The 19,041-nt window shown below is 70.7% G+C and carries 14 protein-coding genes; 5 read left to right on the top strand and 9 right to left on the bottom strand.

Annotated features, from left to right (window positions below):
* Nucleotides 1-10: 10 nt before the first annotated feature.
* Nucleotides 11-1,096, bottom strand: coding sequence for a YncE family protein (locus tag Q0Z83_RS30470; protein WP_317786676.1), 1,086 nt, complete (start codon nucleotides 1,094-1,096; stop codon nucleotides 11-13).
* Between the two features lie 4,089 nt (nucleotides 1,097-5,185).
* On the opposite strand from Q0Z83_RS30470, the gene Q0Z83_RS30465 reads away from it, so the two are divergent.
* Complete coding sequence (locus Q0Z83_RS30465; RefSeq protein ID WP_317786675.1) at nucleotides 5,186-5,875, top strand: hypothetical protein; 690 nt, start codon at nucleotides 5,186-5,188, stop codon at nucleotides 5,873-5,875.
* Nucleotides 5,876-6,465: 590 nt separating this feature from the next.
* Here the strand turns inward: Q0Z83_RS30465 and Q0Z83_RS30460 are convergent.
* The 3 genes from Q0Z83_RS30460 to Q0Z83_RS30450 form a co-directional block, all read right to left on the bottom strand.
* Nucleotides 6,466-6,708 (bottom strand): hypothetical protein, encoded by a 243-nt coding sequence (locus tag Q0Z83_RS30460; RefSeq protein WP_317786674.1) that lies wholly within the window; start codon nucleotides 6,706-6,708, stop codon nucleotides 6,466-6,468.
* Nucleotides 6,709-6,982: 274 nt separating this feature from the next.
* Entirely contained in the window at nucleotides 6,983-8,089 is a 1,107-nt protein-coding gene (locus Q0Z83_RS30455; RefSeq protein WP_317786673.1) for a helix-hairpin-helix domain-containing protein, read from the bottom strand.
* A gap of 170 nt (nucleotides 8,090-8,259) precedes the next feature.
* Complete coding sequence (locus Q0Z83_RS30450; RefSeq protein ID WP_317786672.1) at nucleotides 8,260-9,624, bottom strand: APC family permease; 1,365 nt, start codon at nucleotides 9,622-9,624, stop codon at nucleotides 8,260-8,262.
* A gap of 61 nt (nucleotides 9,625-9,685) precedes the next feature.
* Here Q0Z83_RS30450 and Q0Z83_RS30445 point away from each other — a divergent pair, with 61 nt between their 5' ends.
* Nucleotides 9,686-10,102 (top strand): universal stress protein, encoded by a 417-nt coding sequence (locus Q0Z83_RS30445; protein WP_317786671.1) that lies wholly within the window; start codon nucleotides 9,686-9,688, stop codon nucleotides 10,100-10,102.
* Between the two features lie 13 nt (nucleotides 10,103-10,115).
* On the opposite strand, the gene Q0Z83_RS30440 is transcribed toward Q0Z83_RS30445, so the two are convergent.
* The 3 genes from Q0Z83_RS30440 to Q0Z83_RS30430 form a co-directional block, all read right to left on the bottom strand.
* Nucleotides 10,116-11,978: a glycosyl hydrolase family 28-related protein gene (locus Q0Z83_RS30440; protein ID WP_317786670.1), complete on the bottom strand. Its 1,863-nt coding sequence runs from the start codon at nucleotides 11,976-11,978 to the stop codon at nucleotides 10,116-10,118.
* 180 nt (nucleotides 11,979-12,158) lie between these two features.
* Complete coding sequence (locus tag Q0Z83_RS30435) at nucleotides 12,159-12,839, bottom strand: class F sortase (RefSeq protein WP_317786669.1); 681 nt, start codon at nucleotides 12,837-12,839, stop codon at nucleotides 12,159-12,161.
* Nucleotides 12,840-12,841: 2 nt separating this feature from the next.
* Nucleotides 12,842-13,330, bottom strand: coding sequence for a hypothetical protein (locus Q0Z83_RS30430; RefSeq protein ID WP_317786668.1), 489 nt, complete (start codon nucleotides 13,328-13,330; stop codon nucleotides 12,842-12,844).
* A gap of 190 nt (nucleotides 13,331-13,520) precedes the next feature.
* Here Q0Z83_RS30430 and Q0Z83_RS30425 point away from each other — a divergent pair, with 190 nt between their 5' ends.
* Together Q0Z83_RS30425 and Q0Z83_RS30420 are read left to right on the top strand one after the other, a co-directional pair.
* Entirely contained in the window at nucleotides 13,521-14,393 is an 873-nt protein-coding gene (locus tag Q0Z83_RS30425) for an ABC transporter ATP-binding protein (RefSeq protein ID WP_317786667.1), read from the top strand.
* The gene (locus Q0Z83_RS30420) at nucleotides 14,390-14,989 is read left to right on the top strand and encodes a hypothetical protein (RefSeq protein ID WP_317786666.1); all 600 of its coding nucleotides are present in this window, start codon (nucleotides 14,390-14,392) and stop codon (nucleotides 14,987-14,989) included. The genes Q0Z83_RS30425 and Q0Z83_RS30420 overlap by 4 nt, the downstream gene beginning before the upstream one ends.
* 122 nt (nucleotides 14,990-15,111) lie before the next feature.
* Here the strand turns inward: Q0Z83_RS30420 and Q0Z83_RS30415 are convergent, their stop codons facing one another.
* Nucleotides 15,112-15,594, bottom strand: a complete 483-nt coding sequence (locus tag Q0Z83_RS30415; protein ID WP_317786665.1) for a DUF2510 domain-containing protein — start codon at nucleotides 15,592-15,594, stop codon at nucleotides 15,112-15,114.
* Nucleotides 15,595-15,706: 112 nt separating this feature from the next.
* A complete protein-coding gene (locus Q0Z83_RS30410) occupies nucleotides 15,707-17,215 on the bottom strand; it encodes a M28 family metallopeptidase (protein WP_378078107.1) in 1,509 nt (502 codons plus the stop codon).
* Between the two features lie 213 nt (nucleotides 17,216-17,428).
* Between Q0Z83_RS30410 and Q0Z83_RS30405 the strand changes: the two genes are divergently transcribed.
* Nucleotides 17,429-19,021 (top strand): alpha/beta hydrolase, encoded by a 1,593-nt coding sequence (locus Q0Z83_RS30405; RefSeq protein ID WP_317786664.1) that lies wholly within the window; start codon nucleotides 17,429-17,431, stop codon nucleotides 19,019-19,021.
* The last annotated feature ends 20 nt before the right edge of the window (nucleotides 19,022-19,041 follow it).

The following is a 19,041-nucleotide window of genomic DNA, read 5'->3' as shown; positions in this document are numbered from 1 at the left end:
CAGGGAATCATCACTCCTCGGTCGTTCTCAGCACGGTAACCGTCTTCCCGCGGCCATCGGTCACATACAGCCGCCGTCCGTCCGGGGCGATCGCGTTCACCCGCGGGCTGTCCCCGACCGCGACCGTCGACACCACCTTGCCGTCACCGAGAGCGATCACCGACAGGTTGTCCGAGCCCTCGTTGACGATGTACGCGTGCTTCCCGTCCGCGGAGATCATCACCGCCTGTGGTTCCCTGCCCACGTTGACCCGGTGGACCAGCCGCTGGTCGCCGGTGTCGTACACCTCCACGGTGTCCAGGTCGTAGTTGGTCACCACCAGCCGGGTGCCGTCCGGCGTGACCGCCAGCGCGTGCGGTGACCGGCCCACCTTGAAATTCTTCCGGACCAGCCCGTCGGCCACGTTCACCACCGAGATCTGACTCGACTCGTGGTTCGCGGTGAACGCCGTCCGCCCGTCCGGGGTGAAGACGATCCAGTGCGGGTTCGGCGGCACCGAGATCCGCGCCGCCTCGGTCAGCGACTGCGGGTCGTAGATCTCCACCCGCGCCCCGTTGTGGATCGGCACCCACACCCGGCCGTCCGGCGCCACCGCCGGCTCGAACGGCCGCGGCCCGGTCCGGATCGTCTTCACCAGCGCCTTCGACGCCGTATCGATCACCGCCAGCCCGTTGCCGGTGAAGTTGTTCTCGAACAGTGTCACGTACAGCCGGGCACCGTCCGCGGACAGCGCCAGGAACCGGGGTGTATTCGGCACCTTCACCACGTCGATCTTCTTCGACTTCACGTCGATGAAGTGCACGTCCTTCGAGTTCTGGTCGGCCACGTAGATCGTCTTGTGGTCCGGCGAGACCGTCACGCCCTCCGGTTCCTGGCCGACACTGATCCGGTCCACCACCACCGGTTTCGCCAGGCTCGGCGGCGCCGGAACCTCGGTACCGGCCGGATCGGTCGCCGGCACACTCGCCTGCCCGCCGCCCGGCTGCGTCCCGGTCTGCTCCGGCGTCACGGTCTGCTGCGGCGCCGCCTCCGGCTGGTCACCGGCCAGCGCGAACCGCACCCCGAGGTAGGACCCACCGGCGAGCAGCGCGAGCACCACGACCCCGGCGGCGATCAGCGCGCCTCGGCGGCGCGGTTTTCTCTCTTGGGGGTACGGGGGACCGCCCGCCCCCGGCGGATACCCCGTCCCGCCGTTCCCGGAGTCGTGGCCGCCTCCCGGATCACTCGGGAACCCACCCTGGTAGCCGGCCGGATACCCGGTCCGCGGAGGCCGTCCACCCGGCCCCGCCCCGGGACCGTTCCCGGTCGGTCCCGTCCCGCTTCCGGGATGGCCCGTGCCCGGCCCGGCCGGGGGATACCCGCCGCTTCGGCCCGCGCTCGACCCGCCCTCGTTGAACCCGGTTCCGGTCGGCCCTCCGGGGAACCCGGTCTCGGTCGCCGCTGTGGGGTAGCCGGCTCCTGGCTGGCCGCTCACCGGTCGTCCCGGATACGTGGTGCCCGCACCCGCCGCGTTCCAGGCGTCCGTCCCAGGCCAGGGCGACGCCGGTGAAGTCGGCCAACCGCTCGTCGGCGCAACCGGCCAGCCGCCATCCACCGGCCCGTTCGGGTCCACTCCCGGAGTACCCGGCCACGGAGCGGTGTGCGCATCCGGTTCGGACTGTCCGCTGTTCCGGCCTTCCACATTCGCCGGAGAGCTTCCCCACGGACTGGCCGGGACGCCCGGCTGTTCGCTCCCGACCCATCCACGCCCGGCCGAACCGGCACCCGCATCCGCGAACTCCGCCGACCCCGAGCCGGCCTTCGCCGGTTCGGTCTGCGGTGTCCTCTCCTGGTCCGGGGTGGCCGGCATCGACTCCGCCCGAGCCGGCTCCGCCAACCATGGAGCACTATCGTCGGCGGCTCGCCGGGGCGCCGGAACAGGCCCCCCATGCCCTGGCGCCCCATGCCCTGGCGCTGCGTGCCCAGCCGCCCCGGGCCCAGCCGCCCCGGGCCCAGCCGCCCCGTGTCCTGGCGCCCCGGGCCCAGCCGCTCCGTGTCCTGGCGCCGCACCAGACGCGCCGACCGCCGAATGGCCGGGCGGCCCGGCTTCGGATCCGGCCGGTGAGTCGATCAGCGAAGGGCGGGATGTCCCGGCTTCCGCTTCGATCGATGTGCCGGCCGGCGGCCGGCTGGGCGTCGCGTTGTCGGATTCGGCCGGTGCACGGCCGGACGTCTCGCTCTCGGATTCGGCCGGCGCACGGCCGGAAGTCTCGTTCTCGGATTCGGCCGGTGCGGAGCGGGATGTCTCGGTCTTGGATTCGGCCGGTGGGCCGTAGAGCGGCTGGTCGGATGGCCCGGCCGGCACTCCGCTTCGGGTAGCGGATCGGCTGGGGTCGGCGACAGTTCTCGCCGGGGCGCCGGGCTCGCCAACGAGAGGGCCATCGGCCGCGGACCCGATCTGCTCGGACCGATCGCCTGTCGCCGGGTGCCCGTTGTCTGCGTCATCGGCGGCGGCCGGTTGCCCGGGTTTCCGCCCAGCGGCGGGCCAGACCCCATCCGGATCAGAGCGCCCCCAGGTGCCGGAGTTCCCACCGGGCCAGGTCATCGCCCCGGCGGCCAGACCGGCCGCGGCCCCCCAGCCACCGGCGAACCCGGTCCGCTCACTCGCCAGACCGGCCGATTCACTCCCCGGCCCCGCAGCTTCCCCTGCCACCCGACCCTCGCCGGTCGGTTCACTCGCAGACCCGTCGGCCGGACCTCCGGAGCCGTCGGCCGACTCCCCGTGCCGATCGTCCACCTTGGGGGAATCCTCACTCGCGGTGCCGACCCGATCCGTCGACCCCGCACCGGCGCCACCCACGACGCCGACAGCGCCCACCGACTCCTCGGCGACGCCGTCCGAGCCGATGTCCGGAGTGCGGGACGCGCCCGTGTCCGTCGAGTCACCTGCTGAAGTGACGCCCATGGGGTCGCCGCCCGCAGTTCTGTCCCGGTTCGTGAACTCACCAGCCGCGGTGATGCCGCGGTCCGCCGGGTCCTGAGCTGCGGTGATGCCGCGGTCCGCCCCGTCCTGAGCTGCGGTGATGCTGCGGTCCGCTCCGTCGTCGGCCGCGGTGATATCGCGGTTCGTCGGATCACCGGCTGCGGTGATGTCTCGGTCTGCCGGATCACTGGCGGCGGTCTTGTCTCTGCTCGCCGGGTCGCTGTCTGCTACCGAGTGCGTCGGGCTGTCATGCGTAGTCTGTTGCGGCTGGTCCGGGACGTTCGCGGGATTCGCTCCGGCACCGAACTGGCCCCCCGTCGTGCCGAGCAGCGGTTCGGCCGGGCCGACAACCGGGTTCTGCGGCCTGATCACTCCGTCCGACGAGCCGGTACCGATATCCGAAATATCGGAAGAGTCCGATCGGCGTGATGAGGACGACGGCTCCGGCCATTCAGCGGTCGGCGTCGCTGCCTCCGGCCGGATGGCCGACGGCAGGCCGGCATGAGAACCGGCATCAGCATGGGAACCAGCGTCGGTATGAGGGCTGCCGTCGGCATGGGAACCAATGTCGGCGGGGGGACCGCCGTCGGCATGGGAACCAGCGTCAGCGGGAGAACCAGCGGTGGCATGGGAACCAGCACCGGCGTCGACGTCGGCGCCGGTGACTTCAGGACCGAGTGGCCCGGTGTGGACCACGCCGTCAGCCGATCGCGAGTCTTGCGGTGACTGACCCGTCTCGGAACCTGCCGAACTCCGTTCCGCGTGCAGCGTTGTCGGAATCTCCGGCGTCGACGCCACCGGGAAGGAACCCCGGACAGTGGCCTTCGGCGCGACGAGCAGCGCGTCCTCATCCGCCGAGTCGGACGCCCCGGAACCAGCTTCCTGCCGGACTGACGCTCGACCATCGCCGGGCGTTGCAGATGGCGGCTGAATCGGCGGTCCGGAGGTCGGCTGACTCGGTGTTGCGGAGGGCGGTGCTGCGGAGTGTGGCTGGCTCGGCGTCGCGAAGGGCTGCGGTCCGGAGGCTAGCGATCCGGAGGGCGACGGTCCGGAGGCCTGCGGCCCGGAGAGTGGCGGTCCGGAGGCCGGCGGTCCGGACGGCGGCTGGGTCTGCGGTCCGGAGGACGGTCGGCTTGGTGTTCCGGGTTCGGGATCGGTCGGTGGGAGGGGTTCCGGGCGGCCGCTCACCGGTCGCTGTGCCCAACCGCCGCCGGCCGGTGGCCCGCTGATCGGAGCCCAGGGCGACACACCCCGCCCGACGGCGGGCGCGGGGGGTCCACTGGCGGACGCGGCGGAGGGTGGGCTCGATTCGGGGGGTGCTCCGGCCGTACCGGATGAAGGGTCGGAAACGGTCGTGCCGGATGAAGGGGCGGAGACCGGATCGCCTGCCGGGACCGGCGGGGTCGACACCGGGCCTGTCGGTTGCCAGCTCGTTTCGCCCGGCCAGGTGTGGTCCGGGTTCTCGCCGGGCCAGGCCGACTCGCCCGGCCAGGCCACGTCGCTGCTCGGGAGAGCCCAACCCGCGCCCCAGCCGACGACCCCACCGACCGGCGGCCCGGACGGATCACCGGCCGGAGACCCGAACGGAGACCCGGACGAAACACCCGCCGGAGACCCGAACGGCGGCGCGGACGGAACACCCGCGGGAGACCCCGACGGCGGCGCGGACGGAACACCGGCCGGAGACCCAACCGGCACCGCGCCGTTTCCGCCGGTGGTGGCATCCGCGGAGACCGAACCGGTGACGGCGAGCCGGGCCGCCCCGGCCGGTCCGTCGAGCGTGACCGCCCCGTCGAGGCGTCCCACGGTGGGGAACCACGACACCCGCAGGAGGCTGCCTTCGAGGCGGGCGTGCAAGCCTTCGGCGTCGGTCGACACGACTGATGCGGCGGCCAGTGGCGGCCCCTGCACGGCGATCTCGGCGGCCAGCTGACGGGTGCCGGGGGCGACGGCACCGAAGTCCAGGGACGGCTCGGCGATGCGGATGGACGTGCGGCGCAGGGCGGCGGTCGCGGCGGCGGCGACCCGGCCCTCACCGGTGGCCAGGCGGCGTAGGGCTTCGCGGGCCTCGACGGCGCGGGACAGGTCGTTCCCGGCGGCGGCGACCGCGAGTTGGGCGATCAGGGCCATCTGGTCGCTGCCGGGCCGGCGGACCCGGGCCAGCCACGGCTGCCGGCCCGAGCCGAACACCCACTGCCGCACGCTGGGGTCGCGTTCGCGCAGGTGGTCGTAGAGTTCGCTGATGCCGATCCAGCCGTCCCGGTCGCGGTCGGCGGCGCCGCCGGAGACGCCTTCGGCGATCAGGCCGGCGAAGGTGGGCGGTTCGGGTCGCGGGGTGGCGGCGATGACGACGCGGCTCTGCCATTCGGCGGAGCGGGACGCCCGGAAGTGGTGGCCGGCGTCGACGGGGCCGCCGGTGCGTCCGTCGAGCAGGATCACCGCCTGCCCGGCGCGGCTGCGCTGCATGAGCGCGGCGATCTGCGCCACGTCGATCGCGGTGTCGGTGGGCCGGCCCATCACGGTGTCGGCGGCGGCCAGATACAGCCCACCGCCGGGCCCGGTCAGCATCACGCCCCGGAAGTACAGGAGGACACAATCCTCCTGGTCACGCCCCTCGAACAGGGACTTGACCCGCCCGTAGGCCTCGCGCGCCCCGGGATCCCGCAGATGCGTGGTCTCGAACCCGCCGAGCGCTGGATCCCCGAGCACCTCGGCGAACGTCGGCACATCGGCCGACGGCACGGAGAATCGCCGCAGCACGGGGTCGTCGTGCTGCTCGACGCTGATGACTACCGCAACTCGTCGCCCGTTCATCGAATGCATCACCCGTCATCCATGGTGCGATGCCGAGGCCGGACACGAAACCCCGAGAAGATTACAAACCGCGTTTTCTCCCTCGCGGAGCGTTTTTGATCTCGTTTTCCGGCGTCCCATTCATGATCGATTGCCGAAGCGTGCAGATGTCGATCTACCTGCGGTGATGTTGCTCAGCTGAACGCGTGAACTGCGTTCATTCCATGCTCTTCCGGACGCGCCCCGCAGTCACGAAAATTTCCCGGAGATCACCGGATCCGGTGGCGTGAGGTGGGCGAACGTCAATGTGACGGATACGCGTCACGGCGAAACCTTGCGTCACTCGCCGCCCGCCTTTCTGTCCGACTCAGATCAAACCCCTGCGGCGGTACGCTCCACCCCTCGGACGACCGCAACCGTCGCGAACCCGAGCTACCCCGCAAGCCAGGTGGCCCATCCAGGCCAAAACGCGCCCGCCGGGCCGAAGCGGCCCGTCACCGCTGACCCACACCCACTGACCGCATCAGATCACTGAGGCCGATGCCGCATCGGGGTGCTCGTCGTCGCCGGTTTCACGGCGCCCCGGCACGCACCGGCGAGTCCGGCGATCCGGCTTGTCTTGGTCCGGCTTGTCTCGGTCCCGCTTGCCTCGGTCCGGCACGCGGCGGCCCGGCACGCACCGGCGGGTCCGGCGGTCCGGCTTGCCTCGGTCAGGCGAAGACGTCGAGGAACCGGCCGCTCCGCTGGAAGGCGGCCACCTCACCCGTCCGCGCCGCCTCGATCCTGGCGACCTCGGCCTCGGCGTGGACCACCGCGGCCCGGTCGGCGGTGATGACGGACGGCGCGGCGGCGCAGGGGATCTGGTCGGTGACGAGCTTGGCCCGCGCACTCTGCAACCGGCCGTAGGCGGCCGAGCTGTCGTAGCTAAAGGACGACGCGGCGTTGACCTTCATCGTGGATCCTCCGTTGCTCTTCGGTTGCGCCCCTCGGGGACAGCCCGATACATCGTCTGCTCCACTCCCCAGCTGCAACTTTTCCAAGTGACCTGGGCAACAACCGCCCTGCAACCATCCGGCCCGAGCGGCATCGAGCAGCGCACACCTCCGCGCCCTGACGTGGATCTCCGGCGCGTCGCGCGACATGACGAAGGGCGTGGCCCGGTGCCTCTCGGTACACCGGGCCACGCCCTGTCCGTGCGGTGAGCGCCCGTGGGGCCCACCCGGGGGTTCAGCTGTTCGCGCCGACCAGTTCGCGGGCGCGCTCCGGCCACGTGGCGAGACTCGCCGAACCACGCATGCCGGCCGCGTTGATCGCCTGCTTGAGGCTGGTCACGTCCGAGTCGGCCAGCTTCGCGAAGGTGGTGATGCCGGCCGCGGCCAGCGCGATCGCGACCTTAGGACCGATACCGGGGATCTTGGTCAGGTCGTCGGGCTGGGCGACCGGGGCGGGCGTGCCCACGAGGTCCGGCTCGGCCGTGATGACGGCCTGCGCCGGGACGACGGGCTCCGGAGCCGCAACGGGCTCAGGCGCGGCGACCGGCTCAGGCGCCGCGACGGGCTCGGCGGCGGCGACGGGTTCGGGCGCGGCGACCGGCTCGGCGGCGGCGACGGGCTTAGCGGCGGCGACCGGCTCAGGCGCAGCGACGGGCTCAGCGGCGACCGGCTCGGGCTCGGCGGCCGGGGTGACGACCGGGACGGGCTCGGAGACGACGGTCGCGGCGGGCTCGTCCACGGTGGTCGCGGACTGGGCACCCTTGCCGTTGGAGAGCTTCACCGTCGGCTCGTCGGAGTCCGCGGGGCTCTCCGCGACCGGCTCGTCGACGATGGCGACCGGTTCGGTGGCGGCGGATTCAGTGGCGGCGGGTTCGGCGGTGACGGGCTCAGCGACCGCGGCCTTGGGCTCGGCGTCGGCCACAGTCGCCTCAGCGGCGCTTGCGGCGGCGACAGTCTCGGCCGGCTCAGTCGCAGCAGGCTCGGCGGCGGCCTCGGCGGCCTCGGCGGCCTCAGCGGCGTCGGCGGTCTCGGCGCGCTCGGCGGCCGCGACAGACTCGGTCGCGCCCGGCGTGGCGAGGGTCTCGGCCTTCTCCTCGGCGTCGTCCGAAGCCGCCGCGGCGATCGACTCGGTGGGGGTGTCCGAGGCGTCGGTAGAGGGCTTGGTGGGTACGGCCGCCGCGTCGTTGTCGGCGGTGGGGCTCTCGGCGACGGCCGGGGCGGCGACAACAGCCGCCGAGGCGGGCTTGGTGGTCGTGGTGGCGCCGGTGCGGCGTCTCCCAACCAACCAGCCGCCGATCGCGCCGATCACGAGCCCGGCAACAAAGTAGAGGAATGATGCCATATCGGGCCTCCGGACAGGAGAGGAGGGTGCTTGTGGTAGCGGGCAGCTTTGCACATCCCGATGAGCTGTCTCGACGTGGGTGTCGACCAACGTCGAACAGCTACCACCTGCGACGTCCGGGGGTTTTACACCAAAGGTGCGGGACAACCGTCAAACGACCGGTCACCCGATCAGGTACGGGAGATCGCGCCCGGAATGAACCGGTTGGACAGATAGGTGATCACCCACAGCACCACCCCGATGAGCAGCAGTACCCCGGCCACCCGGTAGTCGGCCGTGGCCCGCCCGGACAGCGGGCTGGCCAGGAAGGCACAGGCGACCGCTCCGACGATCGGGATCGCGGTGGGCGCCCGGAAGTGCTGGTGCGAGACCGGGTCCCGGCGCAGCACCAGCACCGCGATGTTGACCACGGTGAAGACGCAGAGCAGCAGCAGTGCCGTGGTCCCGCCGAGCGCGGTGAGGTCGGCGAACCAGATCAGCCCGAACGCGATGAGCGTGGTGAAGACGATGCCGACCCACGGCGTGCGGCGGGTGCGGTGCACCTTCCCGAGGACGGTGGGCAGGACCCGCTCGTTGGACATCCCGTACAGCAGGCGGCTGGCCATCATCATGTTGATCAGCGCCGAGTTGGCGACCGCGAACATCGTGATGAACGCGAAGATCGACAGCGGGAAGCCGGGCGCCCCGGCCGAGACGACCTTGAGCAGCGGCGTGTCGCCGGAGCCGAGCTCGGCCGGCGGGACGAGCGCGACCGCCGAGATGGCCACGAGCACGTAGATCGCCCCGGTGACACAGAGGCCGATGAGCATCACCTTGGGGAAGATCCGTACCGGATCGCGGGTCTCCTCGGCCATGTTGACCGAGTCCTCGAAGCCGACCATGGCGAAGAAGGCGAGGGCGGTTCCGGCGGTGACCGAGAGCAGCACGCTCTCTCCGGGCGGGGTGTTGAACTCGGTGAGTCGGGACAGGTCGCCGTTTCCGCCGCCGAGCGCCCACGCGCCGACCCCGATCACGATCAGCAGACCGGTCAGCTCGACGCAGGTGAGCACCACGTTGGCCTTGACGCTCTCGCCGACCCCGCGGAAGTTGATCAGCGCGACCAGGGTCATGAACCCGAGGGCGACCGCGGTGAGCGCGATGCCGTCGCCGAGGGAGAGGTCGAAGGCCTTGGCGAAGTTCCCGGCGAAGGCCTTGGACGCGCTGGACGCCGAGGTGAGCCCGGAGCACATCACCGCGAACGTCACCATGAACGTGAGGAAGTGCAGCCCGAACGCCTTGTGCGTGTAGAGCGCCGCCCCGGCCGCCCGTGGGTACTTGGTGACCAGCTCGAGGTAGCTGAACGCGGTGAGCAGCGCGACCACGAACGCCAGCAGGAACGGCAGCCACACCGCACCACCGACCTCGTTGGCGACCTTGCCGGTCAGCGCGTAGACGCCGGTGCCGAGGATGTCGCCCACCACGAAGAGCAGCAGGAGGGCCGGGCCGATGACACGGTTGAGTTCCGGCTGCTGGGAAACCGGTGCCACATCCGCCATGAGTGCTCCCCGAGAAAAAGGTCCACTGCGGATAAGTGACGTTACGCGTACCTTGAGTGACATGCATATCGTGCTCGCCGCAAACCCCGAGACGGAGCAACCGTGGGTGACCGATGCGGTCGCCGATCTGGTGCGGCAGACCGGCGCGTCGGTGGCGGTGGTCGCGGTGGACGAGCTGGAGAGTGAGCATCTCGCGCCGCTGCCCCGCAGTGTCTACACCGAGCGGGCGCGGAAGGCGGCGGAGGCGGCCACGGCACGGCTGGCGGCCGCGGGCATCGAGGCGACGCACACGGTCCTGCCGGGCCGTCCGGCCGAGCAGATCATCAGATTCGCGGGGGAGCAGCGGGCCGACCTGATCGTGTCCGGCTCGAGCGTCCGTCCGGCGATGGCCCAGCGGCTGCTGGGCAGTGTGCCGCTGACCCTGATCGAGAAGGCGGGCCGTCCGGTGCTGGTGGTCACCCGCCCCGTAACCGGGTGACCACCAGCGGGTGTTACGGGACTGCCGGGTAGTTCGTCACGAAGACCGGCTGGCCGACCTTCGTGGTGTCCGCCGCCTCGCCGACACCGTTGACCACGTGGTCGACGATTCCGGCGCTGAGGTTGACGGTCATGATGTGCTTGAGCTTGACGCCGGGCGTGTTCGGCACCTCGAACCCGTTCTCCGTGTGGATCGACGGGTTGTTCTGGTTGAACACGTAGACGCCACCGCCGTACAGCTGGTGCTTCTTGACCTTGTTGCCGACCTTGTAACCGGCGTAGCCCTCGACGGATCCGTTCATCCAGTCGGCCTGCGTGGGCGGGTCGTACGGCAGCTCGTTCTGGTACAGCACGGTGGTGCCGCGCTCGCCGTTCCAGACGGTGTTGTACTTCTGGAAGTGCTCGACGAACAGGCCGGTCGCGGTGACGTCGTCACCGTTGATGACCGCGCCGTACCGTCCGGTGTTGGTCTTCCACCGGTCGGTGTCGCCGTTCACGCCGTTGGTGAAGCCCTCGACGCCGTGGTCGCCGCGCCACACCCAGGTGTGGTCGATCAGCACGTCGTCGCTGTTCACCTCGAGCGCGATGTTGGTCTTGCCGATGTGCGGGCCACCGACGCGGAAGTACACGTCGTTCAGCGTGGTCGGGTTGGCCGCCGAGGTGAAGCCCAGGCCGTGCTGCCGGCCGACGCGCAGCAGAACCGGGGACTCCTTGGTGCCGGCGTCGATGGTGACACCGGCGACGATCACGCCGGGAACGTCGGCGACGTCCAGCGGGATCGAGCCGTTGACCGCGGTGAGCGTGGCGTGGCCGAGACCGAGCACCACGGTGTTCGGACGGAACACGTGGATGCTCTGGGCGATGTCGTAGACGCCCGGCGTGAGCAGCAGGTTCTTGCCGAGAGCCAGCTGCAGGTTGATCTTCGCGACCGAGTCACCGGGCTTCGCGACGTAGAAATCGGAGAGCGCGATGGTACGGCCGGAGGTGTCGGTCCACGAGGAGCCGACCGTGTTGCGCTTGGCCGCGGGCACCCGGACCTGGTACTTGCCCTTGGCGTCGACGAACAGGAACGGCTTCTCCCGGCTGACCGGCGTGGTCGGCAGCGTGGTGTACGGCGGGTTCGGGAACGCCGAGTCGTCGGGCGCTCCGGTGACGCCGGAGAAGACCTGGTTCCACACGGCGTTGGACCAGCTCTCCACCTCGCTGTTGCGGGTGAGCCACTGCTGCTGCGAACCGTTGACCGTGGTCGGCAGCTTGGAGTTGGCGATGAAACCACCGGAGGCGTACTGCGGACCGGCGGTGCAGTAGTCCATCAGCGACAGGGTGCCGCCGGTGAACTGGGTGCGGCGCAGCGAGACGGCCTGCGACACGGCCCAGAAGTTGGCCGTCTGGCGGCAGCCGTCCTGGCCGGCACCGTTGATGTTGACGGTCAGGTTGGACAGGGTGCGCCAGAAGTTGACCAGCGCGATGCAGTTCGGGTTGGCCGGGTCGGAACCGAGGCAGCGGTTGTACGCCTCGACCTTGCCGTTGATCACCACGTCCCCGGGGTTGGCCCCGAGACCGGCGATCTCCGTGTAGTAGCCGACCTTGATCTGGAGCGGCTGCTCGGCGGTGCCGTAGGTACCCGGCTTGAACAGGTACGCGTACCGGGCCGTACCCATCTCGTTGTCGACCTGCTTGGCGTAGGTCGCGTCCAGGGTGGCCTGGATCTGGCTGACCGGCGTGCTCGGGTCGAAGACGGTGACGTTGGGGCCGAGGTCCTGGACGCCGGCGGTCCAACCGTGCGCGGCGGCCGGCAGAGCCGGTGCCACGCTGAGGGCGAGCCCGAGGGTGAGCGCCACCGTGGCGGCGCGACGGATCGGGCGGGGTCTCGTCATGCGGAGGGATTCCTTCCGAAACAAGATCGCAATGATGCCCGTCACAGAACCAATCGTCGAAGCTCCATGTCAAGCAGGGGTAACCGGCATACCGCGAAGATCGGTATGAACCTGGCGAGTTCCGGAACCAAGCTGACCGAAAAGAGGGGTGGAACCGGTCCCGGAATCGGTTTCGGACCCCTAATGCGCGGCGTCGGCGAACACCACCACGTTGCTCCGGTAGCTGCCCTCACTCCGGTCGAAGGCACCGCCGCACGTGATCAGGCGGAGCCCCGGGCGGTTGATCGGCGCGTACACCTCGGCCGTCGGGAAGTCCCGCTTGGCATAGAGCGCGACCCGCGACACCCGGAACGTCGCCACGGTGCCGTCGTCACGCCGTACCGCGATCGGGTCTCCGGTCTTGAGCTCCCGCAACCGGAAGAAGACCGCCGGGCCGTCCCGCGCGGTGTCCACATGCCCGGCCAGCACCGACGAGCCGGTCTCGCCCGGCGTCGGCGAGTCGCGATACCAGCCGGCCGGCGCGTCGCCGCGCAGCGGCGGCACCTCCAGAGACCCGTCCCGTTGCAGCCCCAGCTGCATGATCGGAGTGTCCACACCGATCGCCGGAATCCGCAGCCGCACCGGGATCGCCCGCTGCAGGGCCGTCACCGGCGTGGGCGCCGCCTTCGCCGCCGCCGGGGGTGTGGCGTCCGCCTCCGCAGCCCGGGGCGCCGCCTGAGCCGGAAGCACGGGTGCGGCGGCCGGAAGCGGTGGCAGGCCGTCCTCGGTGCGCAGTCCGATGGCGACGGTCAGGGCGCCGAGCAGCGCCAGGACGACGGCGAACGCCGCCGCCCGACGATCACGGATGCGCGGCCGGGGCACGGTCAGCGATGGTGCGGAGGTCGACGGATGGCGTACGTCCCGACGCCCGCCGCCGCGACCAGGAGGAATCCACCCGTCACCAGAAGGGCGAGTCGTCGGCCGTCGGTCTGGCTGCCACCACCGGCGTCCACCCCACCCTCCGGTGTGGACGTGTCCTCCGGGTCATCGCCGCCACCGCCGGTCTCGTCCTCCGGTGACCCGGTGGGATCCGCGGTGGTGACCTCCTCGGTCGGCGTGCCCGGGGTACTGCCGCTGGGTATCGGCGCGGCCTCGCCGCCTCCGTTCGGCGGCACCGCCGAACCGGTGGCCGACGCGCCCACGCTGCTGCCCGGATCCGCGGTCGTCGAACCCGGATCGTCGGGTGTCGTGCAGTACGCCAGCAGCGCGAAGAGCAGGATCACCAGCAGCGCCACACCCACGCCGACGGCGATCAGCCGGTTGCGCTGAACCGAACCGGGCGCACGATGTGCCGGCGAACCGTTTCCGGACATGCGGTCCTTCCGCCGGAGGGCTGGGACTGACCGAACCACGTGGTGATCACGCTATCCGTCCAATACCCCAAGCGCACCCGTCTATCCGTGATCGGTCACTTCGGACTTCCGCGGCCGGCTCTCAGAGCCGGCCGGAGTGATCGAACAGTTACCGTCCGAGGGCTTGACAGGGGCCGGGAGAATGCCCGGCATGATCGAGATCCGGGATCTGACGAAGACCTACGGGAAGGTGGACGCCGTCCGCGACGTGACGTTCACCGCCGCTCCCGGCCGGGTCACCGGCCTGCTCGGGCTCAACGGCTCCGGCAAGAGCACCACCCTGCGGATCCTGCTCGGGCTGACCCGGCCCACCAAGGGCGCCGCCCTGATCAACGGCCGCCGCTACCGGGAGCTCGACCACCCGGTCCGGCACGTCGGCGCGGTCATCGAGCAGGGCCTGAGCCATCCGGGTCAATCCGGGTACGCCCACCTGCGCACCCAGGCGCTGCTCGGCGGCTTCCCCCGCGAGCGGGTCGGCCGACTGCTGGAGTACGTGGGCCTGGAGGACGCCGCCACCAAACGGACCGGCGACTACTCGCTCGGCATGAAGCAGCGCCTCGCGGTGGCCACCGCCCTGCTCGGCGAACCGTCTGTGCTGGTGCTCGACGAACCGGCGAACGGCCTGGACCCGCCGGGCATGGCCTGGCTCCGGGAGTTGCTGCTGGCGCACACGGCGGGCGGGGGCACCGTGCTGATCTCCAGTCACCTGCTGGCCGAGCTGGAGCACTTCGTCGACGACGTGGTGATCATCGGGCAGGGGCGGATCCTGGCGTCCGGGACGCTGGCCGAGCTGACCGGGACCGCCCGGCTGCGGGTTCGGGGCGCCGACCCGGAACGGCTGACCAAGGCCTTCGAGCATTACGGCGCGAGTGTCGTACCGCAGGGGCCGTTTCTGTTCGTCTCTGGTCTCAGTCCGGAGGAGGCCGGTGACATCGCGCTCGCCGCGCAGGTCGCGGTCTACGAGCTGGTGGCCGAGTCGCAGAACCTGGAGGACATCTTCATGAGCGTGTCGGAGGCCCGATGATCGCCGTCGTGCGCAGCGAGTTGTACCGCAGCGTCAGCATCATGTCGTCGTGGCTGGCACTGATCGGGTTCGCCTTCATGGCCGCGCTGTTCGGCTGGTTCAGCCGGGAGGCCTGGTCGCTCTTCGCCGGGCTGGGCGCCTTCGGCATCGCGGTGACGGTGACCGCGCAGCACTTCCAGCACCGGACCATGGTCCTCGTCTACCTCAACCACCCGCACCGGTGGCGGGTCCTGATCGCCCAGTGCCTCTCGGCGGCGGTGCTCGGCACGGTGCTGGCCGCGGTCAGCGGGGTGGCCGTGCTGCTCGACGACAACGCCGCCCACTACCGGTCGACGGTGCTGGTGGCGCCGGTGATGGCGGTCTTCGGGACGCTGTGCACCGCGGTGGTCCGGCGTCCGCTGTGGCTGCTCGGTGGCGTTTTCGCCTGGCTGCTGTTCGCCGAGGGAATCATCAACCGGATGGCGATCGGCCTGCCGTTCGCCTCGTTCGCGATGGCCTCCGCGGGCAACACCAAGGCCCTGCTGTTCCTGCTCGCGTGGACCGCGGCGGCGGTTCCGGTGGCCCTGTGGGCGATCCACCGGGACCTGTCCGACTGAGGATCGGTCCGGGCCGGGCGGGGCTGCAGCTTGGGGCGTGAACCCCGCCCGGCGTGGTCACAGGATCGTCGACGGCGCTCTCGAAACGCTCTCGGTGCGCTCCCGGCCGTTGACCGGACCGGTCAGTGACCCAGCAGGATGAAGGTGACCAGGGCCAGCACGATCGCCGCGACCAAGGCGAGGGCCACCGGCCCGGCCATCCGCCGCCAGCCGGCCGGGACCGGCTGTTGCGGGGCCGGGGCGGGCGGGGCGAAACCGAGGCGTTCGGCGACGGCGTCGACGGGCGGCATCGAGTACGGCACGGTCGGCACCTCGGGATGCGGCGGCGGAGCGGCGGGCCGGGACTCGGCGAGGGTCGGCAGGCCACCGTGCTGGAATCCGGCCGGCTGGGTGGCGTAGAGCGGGGCCTGTTCCGGGTCGTCCGGCGCGATCGTGTGCGCTCCGGGTGCGGCCGGTCCGCTGGGCGGGACCGGTGGGAAGTACCCGTTCGGCGGCGGTATCGGGGTGCCGCCGGGCTGGACGTGGTCGGTCCACTGCCGGCCGTCCCACCAGCGTTGCGCCGGCAGGCCGCTCGGATCGGCATACCATCCGGCGGGCTGCGTCATGGGGGTGCTCCTCACTACTGACCGGGGCCGGGACTGAGGTCCCCGATCGGCCGGGAGCATCCGGGGTTGAGGATTTCCGCCCGCCGGCACGGGGCCGGCGGGCGGATCCGTCCTACGAGCGGGTGATCACGAGGTTGTCGACGGCCGCCTCGACCAGTGACGCGGTGCCGGCGTCGGCTGCCTCCACCTGGATGCGGATCGTCTGTCCGGCGTACGACGACAGGTTCGCCGTCGCGGTCGTCCAGGCCGCCGCCTTGTTGGCCGCCGCCGCGGTCTGGCTGAGCACCGTCGTCGTGGTCGTCCCGGACACCACCCGGACGCGCAGGTAGTCGGCGCTCGTGGCGTTGTTCAGGTAGGCCAGGTACCAGGACAGGCTGAGGGTCAGCGTGCCGGTCGGCAGGGTGATCGACGGCGAGGTGATCGTGGTGATCCCGCCGTCCAGGTCGTTGGCGCCCGCGCTGGCTCCGGCGGTGGCCCCGGTCACCAGGGCGTAGCTGCCCTCGGCGGCCGCGTTCAGCTGGGTGGCGACGCCCGAACTGGTGGTCGCCTCCGGGTTGCCGCGCTCCAGCCGGCCGGCCGTGGCGGTGTCGGTCGTGCCCTGGGTCCAGCCGGTCGCGGTCTCCAGTCCGTCGGACCAGACCGTGGTGCCGGGCGGCGTGGTGGTGCCACCGTCGGCGAGCGTCCACACCGTGTACGCGATGGCGTCGCTGTTGCGGTCCAGCGCGGTGTCGTTGATGTTCGACGTGGTGTCGCACGACGCGTGGTAGCAGGGGTCGAACCGGCCGGTGGTACCGCCCCAGAGCGCGACCTGCGCGGACGTCTTGGACTGCTCGGCGCCGGTGAAGATGCCACCGGCCGGGATGCCGGCGGCGATGAACGGGCCGTAGTCGCTGCGGCCGTCGAAGTCGGTGCCGCGGGTCGGTACACCGATCGAGGTGAAGTACGCGGCGAGGGTGGCTTCGATCTGTGCCGAGCCGGCCGGGCCGGGGCCGGATCCGGTGCCGTCGGAGTTGTCCCCGTCGTAGAGGAAGTACCCGGGGTTGGGCGAGCCGATCATGTCGAAGTTCAGGTACCCGGTGATCGCCGCCTTCTGCGCCGTGGTCAGCGAGTTGACGTACGCCGTCGAGCCGCGCAGCCCCAGCTCCTCCGCACCCCACCAGGCGAAACGCAGGTGCCGGTCGGGCTGGAAGCCGGAGCGGGAGACCTGCAGTGCCACTTCGAGGATGCCCGCCGAGCCGGATCCGTTGTCGTTGATGCCGGGGCCCGCGGTGACGCTGTCCAGGTGCCCGCCGATCATCAGGGTGTCGGACGTGTCGCCGCCCGGCCAGTCGGCGATCAGGTTGTAGCCGGTCGCTCCGTTGTAGGTGAACGACTGCTGCGTGGTCGTGAACCCGGCCGCGTCCAGCAGGTTCTTCACGTAGGTGACCGAGGCCAGGTATCCGGGCCGGCCGTGGGCGCGGTTGCCGCCGTTGGCGGTGGCGATGCTCTGCAGCTGGGTGAGGTGGGCCTTCACGTTGGCGACCGGGATGTCCGGCGCCGCGGCGGCCGCCTGGGCCGGGGTGGCGACGGCGAGGCCCGAGGCGATCAGCCCGGCCACGCCCACGATGGATAGTGCTCGCACGGGGTGGTCCTCCGTGTACTGAGGGGAACGGACAGAGTCCGAAGCATCGCACCGGAGAGCGGCTGGGCTTTCATATCAATCGATACCTACCGTGGCATGAACTCATGCCCATATCTGCATGTGGGCGCATGTCCATGTCTGGATGGTTAGGCTGCGGGAACCGCCCCGGGCCGGACCGGCTGGACGGGCGGCTCGACAAGCGGAAGGCAAGGGATGCAGAAAATCCTGGCGGCCACCATCGCCGCCTCCGTCGGTCTCCTGATCGGCGCCGGCACGATTCCGGTCGCGGCGGCAGCGACGGCCAAGACCGGCGGCTACACCCCACCAGCCATCGACTGGGGTACGTGTACGCGCCCCAGTCTCCAGGCGCGTGGCGCGCAGTGCGGGTTCCTGGTGGTGCCGCTCGACTACGCCAAGCCGAACGGCACCAAGATCAAGATTGCCGTCTCGCGGATCAAGCACAAGTCCGCCGACTCCGCCTACCAGGGCGTCATGCTCACCAACCCGGGCGGCCCCGGCGGCTCCGGTCTCGGCCTGGCGGTGCTCGGCGAGTACGTGCCGAACGGCGCGGGCGAGTTCTACGACTGGATCGGCTTCGACCCGCGCGGCGTCGGCTCGAGCGTCCCGTCACTGGCCTGCGACCCGAACTACGCCGGTTACAACAGGCCGTTCTACGTCCCGGTCACCCGGCAGCTCGAGAACACCTGGCTGAACAAGGCCAAGGGGTACGCGAAGGCGTGCGACGCGGCCGGTGGCGCCCTGCTCGACCACCTGAAGACCACCGACTCGGTCGCCGACATGGAGAGCCTGCGCAAGGCCCTCGGCCAGTCGAAGATCAACTTCTACGGCTTCTCGTACGGCACCTACCTGGGCCAGGTCTACGCGACGCAGCACCCGGACCGGGTCCGCCGGTTCGTCTTCGACGGCGTGGTCAACCCCGAGCGGGTCTGGTACGACGCGAACCTCGACCAGGACATCCAGTTCGACAAGAACATGGACGTCTTCTTCGGCTGGGTCGCGAAGAACGACGCCACCTACCACCTCGGCAAGACGGCCAAGGTGGTGAAGCAGAAGTACTATTCGACGCTCTACTCGCTGATCAAGAGCCCGGCCGCCGGCAAGATCGGCCCGGACGAGTGGAACGACATCTTCGTCTCGGCCGGCTACTACGTCTTCGGCTGGGAGGACGTCGCCTCGGCGTTCGCCGCCTGGGTCAACGACAAGGACCCGGCGCCGCTGCTCGATCAGTACGCCGAGCCCGGCGCGGCCGGTTCGGACAACGGTTACGCCGTTTACCTGGGCGTCCAGTGCACCGATGTGAAGTGGCCGCAGAACTGGTCGAAATGGCAGCGGGATAACTGGAAGATCTATTCCAAGTACCCGTTCATCACCTGGAACAACGCCTGGTACAACGCACCGTGCCTGAACTGGGGCGCCAAGGCCGGAAAGCCCGTCGAGATCAACGGCAAGAAGGTTCCGCCGATCCTGCTGATCGCCGAGACCAACGACGCCGCGACCCCGTACTCGGGCGCCATCGAGGTGCGTAAGCGCTTCCCGAAGTCGGTCCTCATCGAGGGCGTCGGCGGCACCACCCACTCCGGTTCGCTGAACGGGATCGCCTGCACCGACGACACCATCGCGGCCTACCTGGCCACCGGCGAACTGCCGGACCGGGTCCGCGGAAACCGTTCCGACAAGCAGTGCGACCCGATTCCGCAGCCGAATCCGGCCGCCGTTTCCGCCTTCGGCTTCAGCGGCGCAGACAATGCGCGGGCCGAGATCCAGGACGCGATCGGCGTTCGCTGAGTCAAAAAGGGCCCGGTCAT

Source organism: Actinoplanes sichuanensis (genome assembly GCF_033097365.1).
GTDB classification, from domain to species: Bacteria; Actinomycetota; Actinomycetes; order Mycobacteriales; family Micromonosporaceae; genus Actinoplanes; species Actinoplanes sichuanensis.
This window is presented reverse-complemented; position numbering and strand designations above follow the sequence as displayed.

Excerpts from the sequence above, each read along its gene's own strand:
- Q0Z83_RS30440 (WP_317786670.1), bottom strand. The coding sequence starts at position 11,978 with ATGACGAGACCCCGCCCGATCCGTCGCGCCGCCACGGTGGCGCTCACC.
- Q0Z83_RS30430 (WP_317786668.1), bottom strand. The coding sequence starts at position 13,330 with ATGTCCGGAAACGGTTCGCCGGCACATCGTGCGCCCGGTTCGGTTCAG.
- Q0Z83_RS30450 (WP_317786672.1), bottom strand. The coding sequence starts at position 9,624 with ATGGCGGATGTGGCACCGGTTTCCCAGCAGCCGGAACTCAACCGTGTC.
- Q0Z83_RS30405 (WP_317786664.1), top strand. The coding sequence starts at position 17,429 with ATGCAGAAAATCCTGGCGGCCACCATCGCCGCCTCCGTCGGTCTCCTG.
- Q0Z83_RS30455 (WP_317786673.1), bottom strand. The coding sequence starts at position 8,089 with ATGGCATCATTCCTCTACTTTGTTGCCGGGCTCGTGATCGGCGCGATC.
- Q0Z83_RS30420 (WP_317786666.1), top strand. The coding sequence starts at position 14,390 with ATGATCGCCGTCGTGCGCAGCGAGTTGTACCGCAGCGTCAGCATCATG.
- Q0Z83_RS30425 (WP_317786667.1), top strand. The coding sequence starts at position 13,521 with ATGATCGAGATCCGGGATCTGACGAAGACCTACGGGAAGGTGGACGCC.
- Q0Z83_RS30415 (WP_317786665.1), bottom strand. The coding sequence starts at position 15,594 with ATGACGCAGCCCGCCGGATGGTATGCCGATCCGAGCGGCCTGCCGGCG.
- Q0Z83_RS30445 (WP_317786671.1), top strand. The coding sequence starts at position 9,686 with ATGCATATCGTGCTCGCCGCAAACCCCGAGACGGAGCAACCGTGGGTG.
- Q0Z83_RS30460 (WP_317786674.1), bottom strand. The coding sequence starts at position 6,708 with ATGAAGGTCAACGCCGCGTCGTCCTTTAGCTACGACAGCTCGGCCGCC.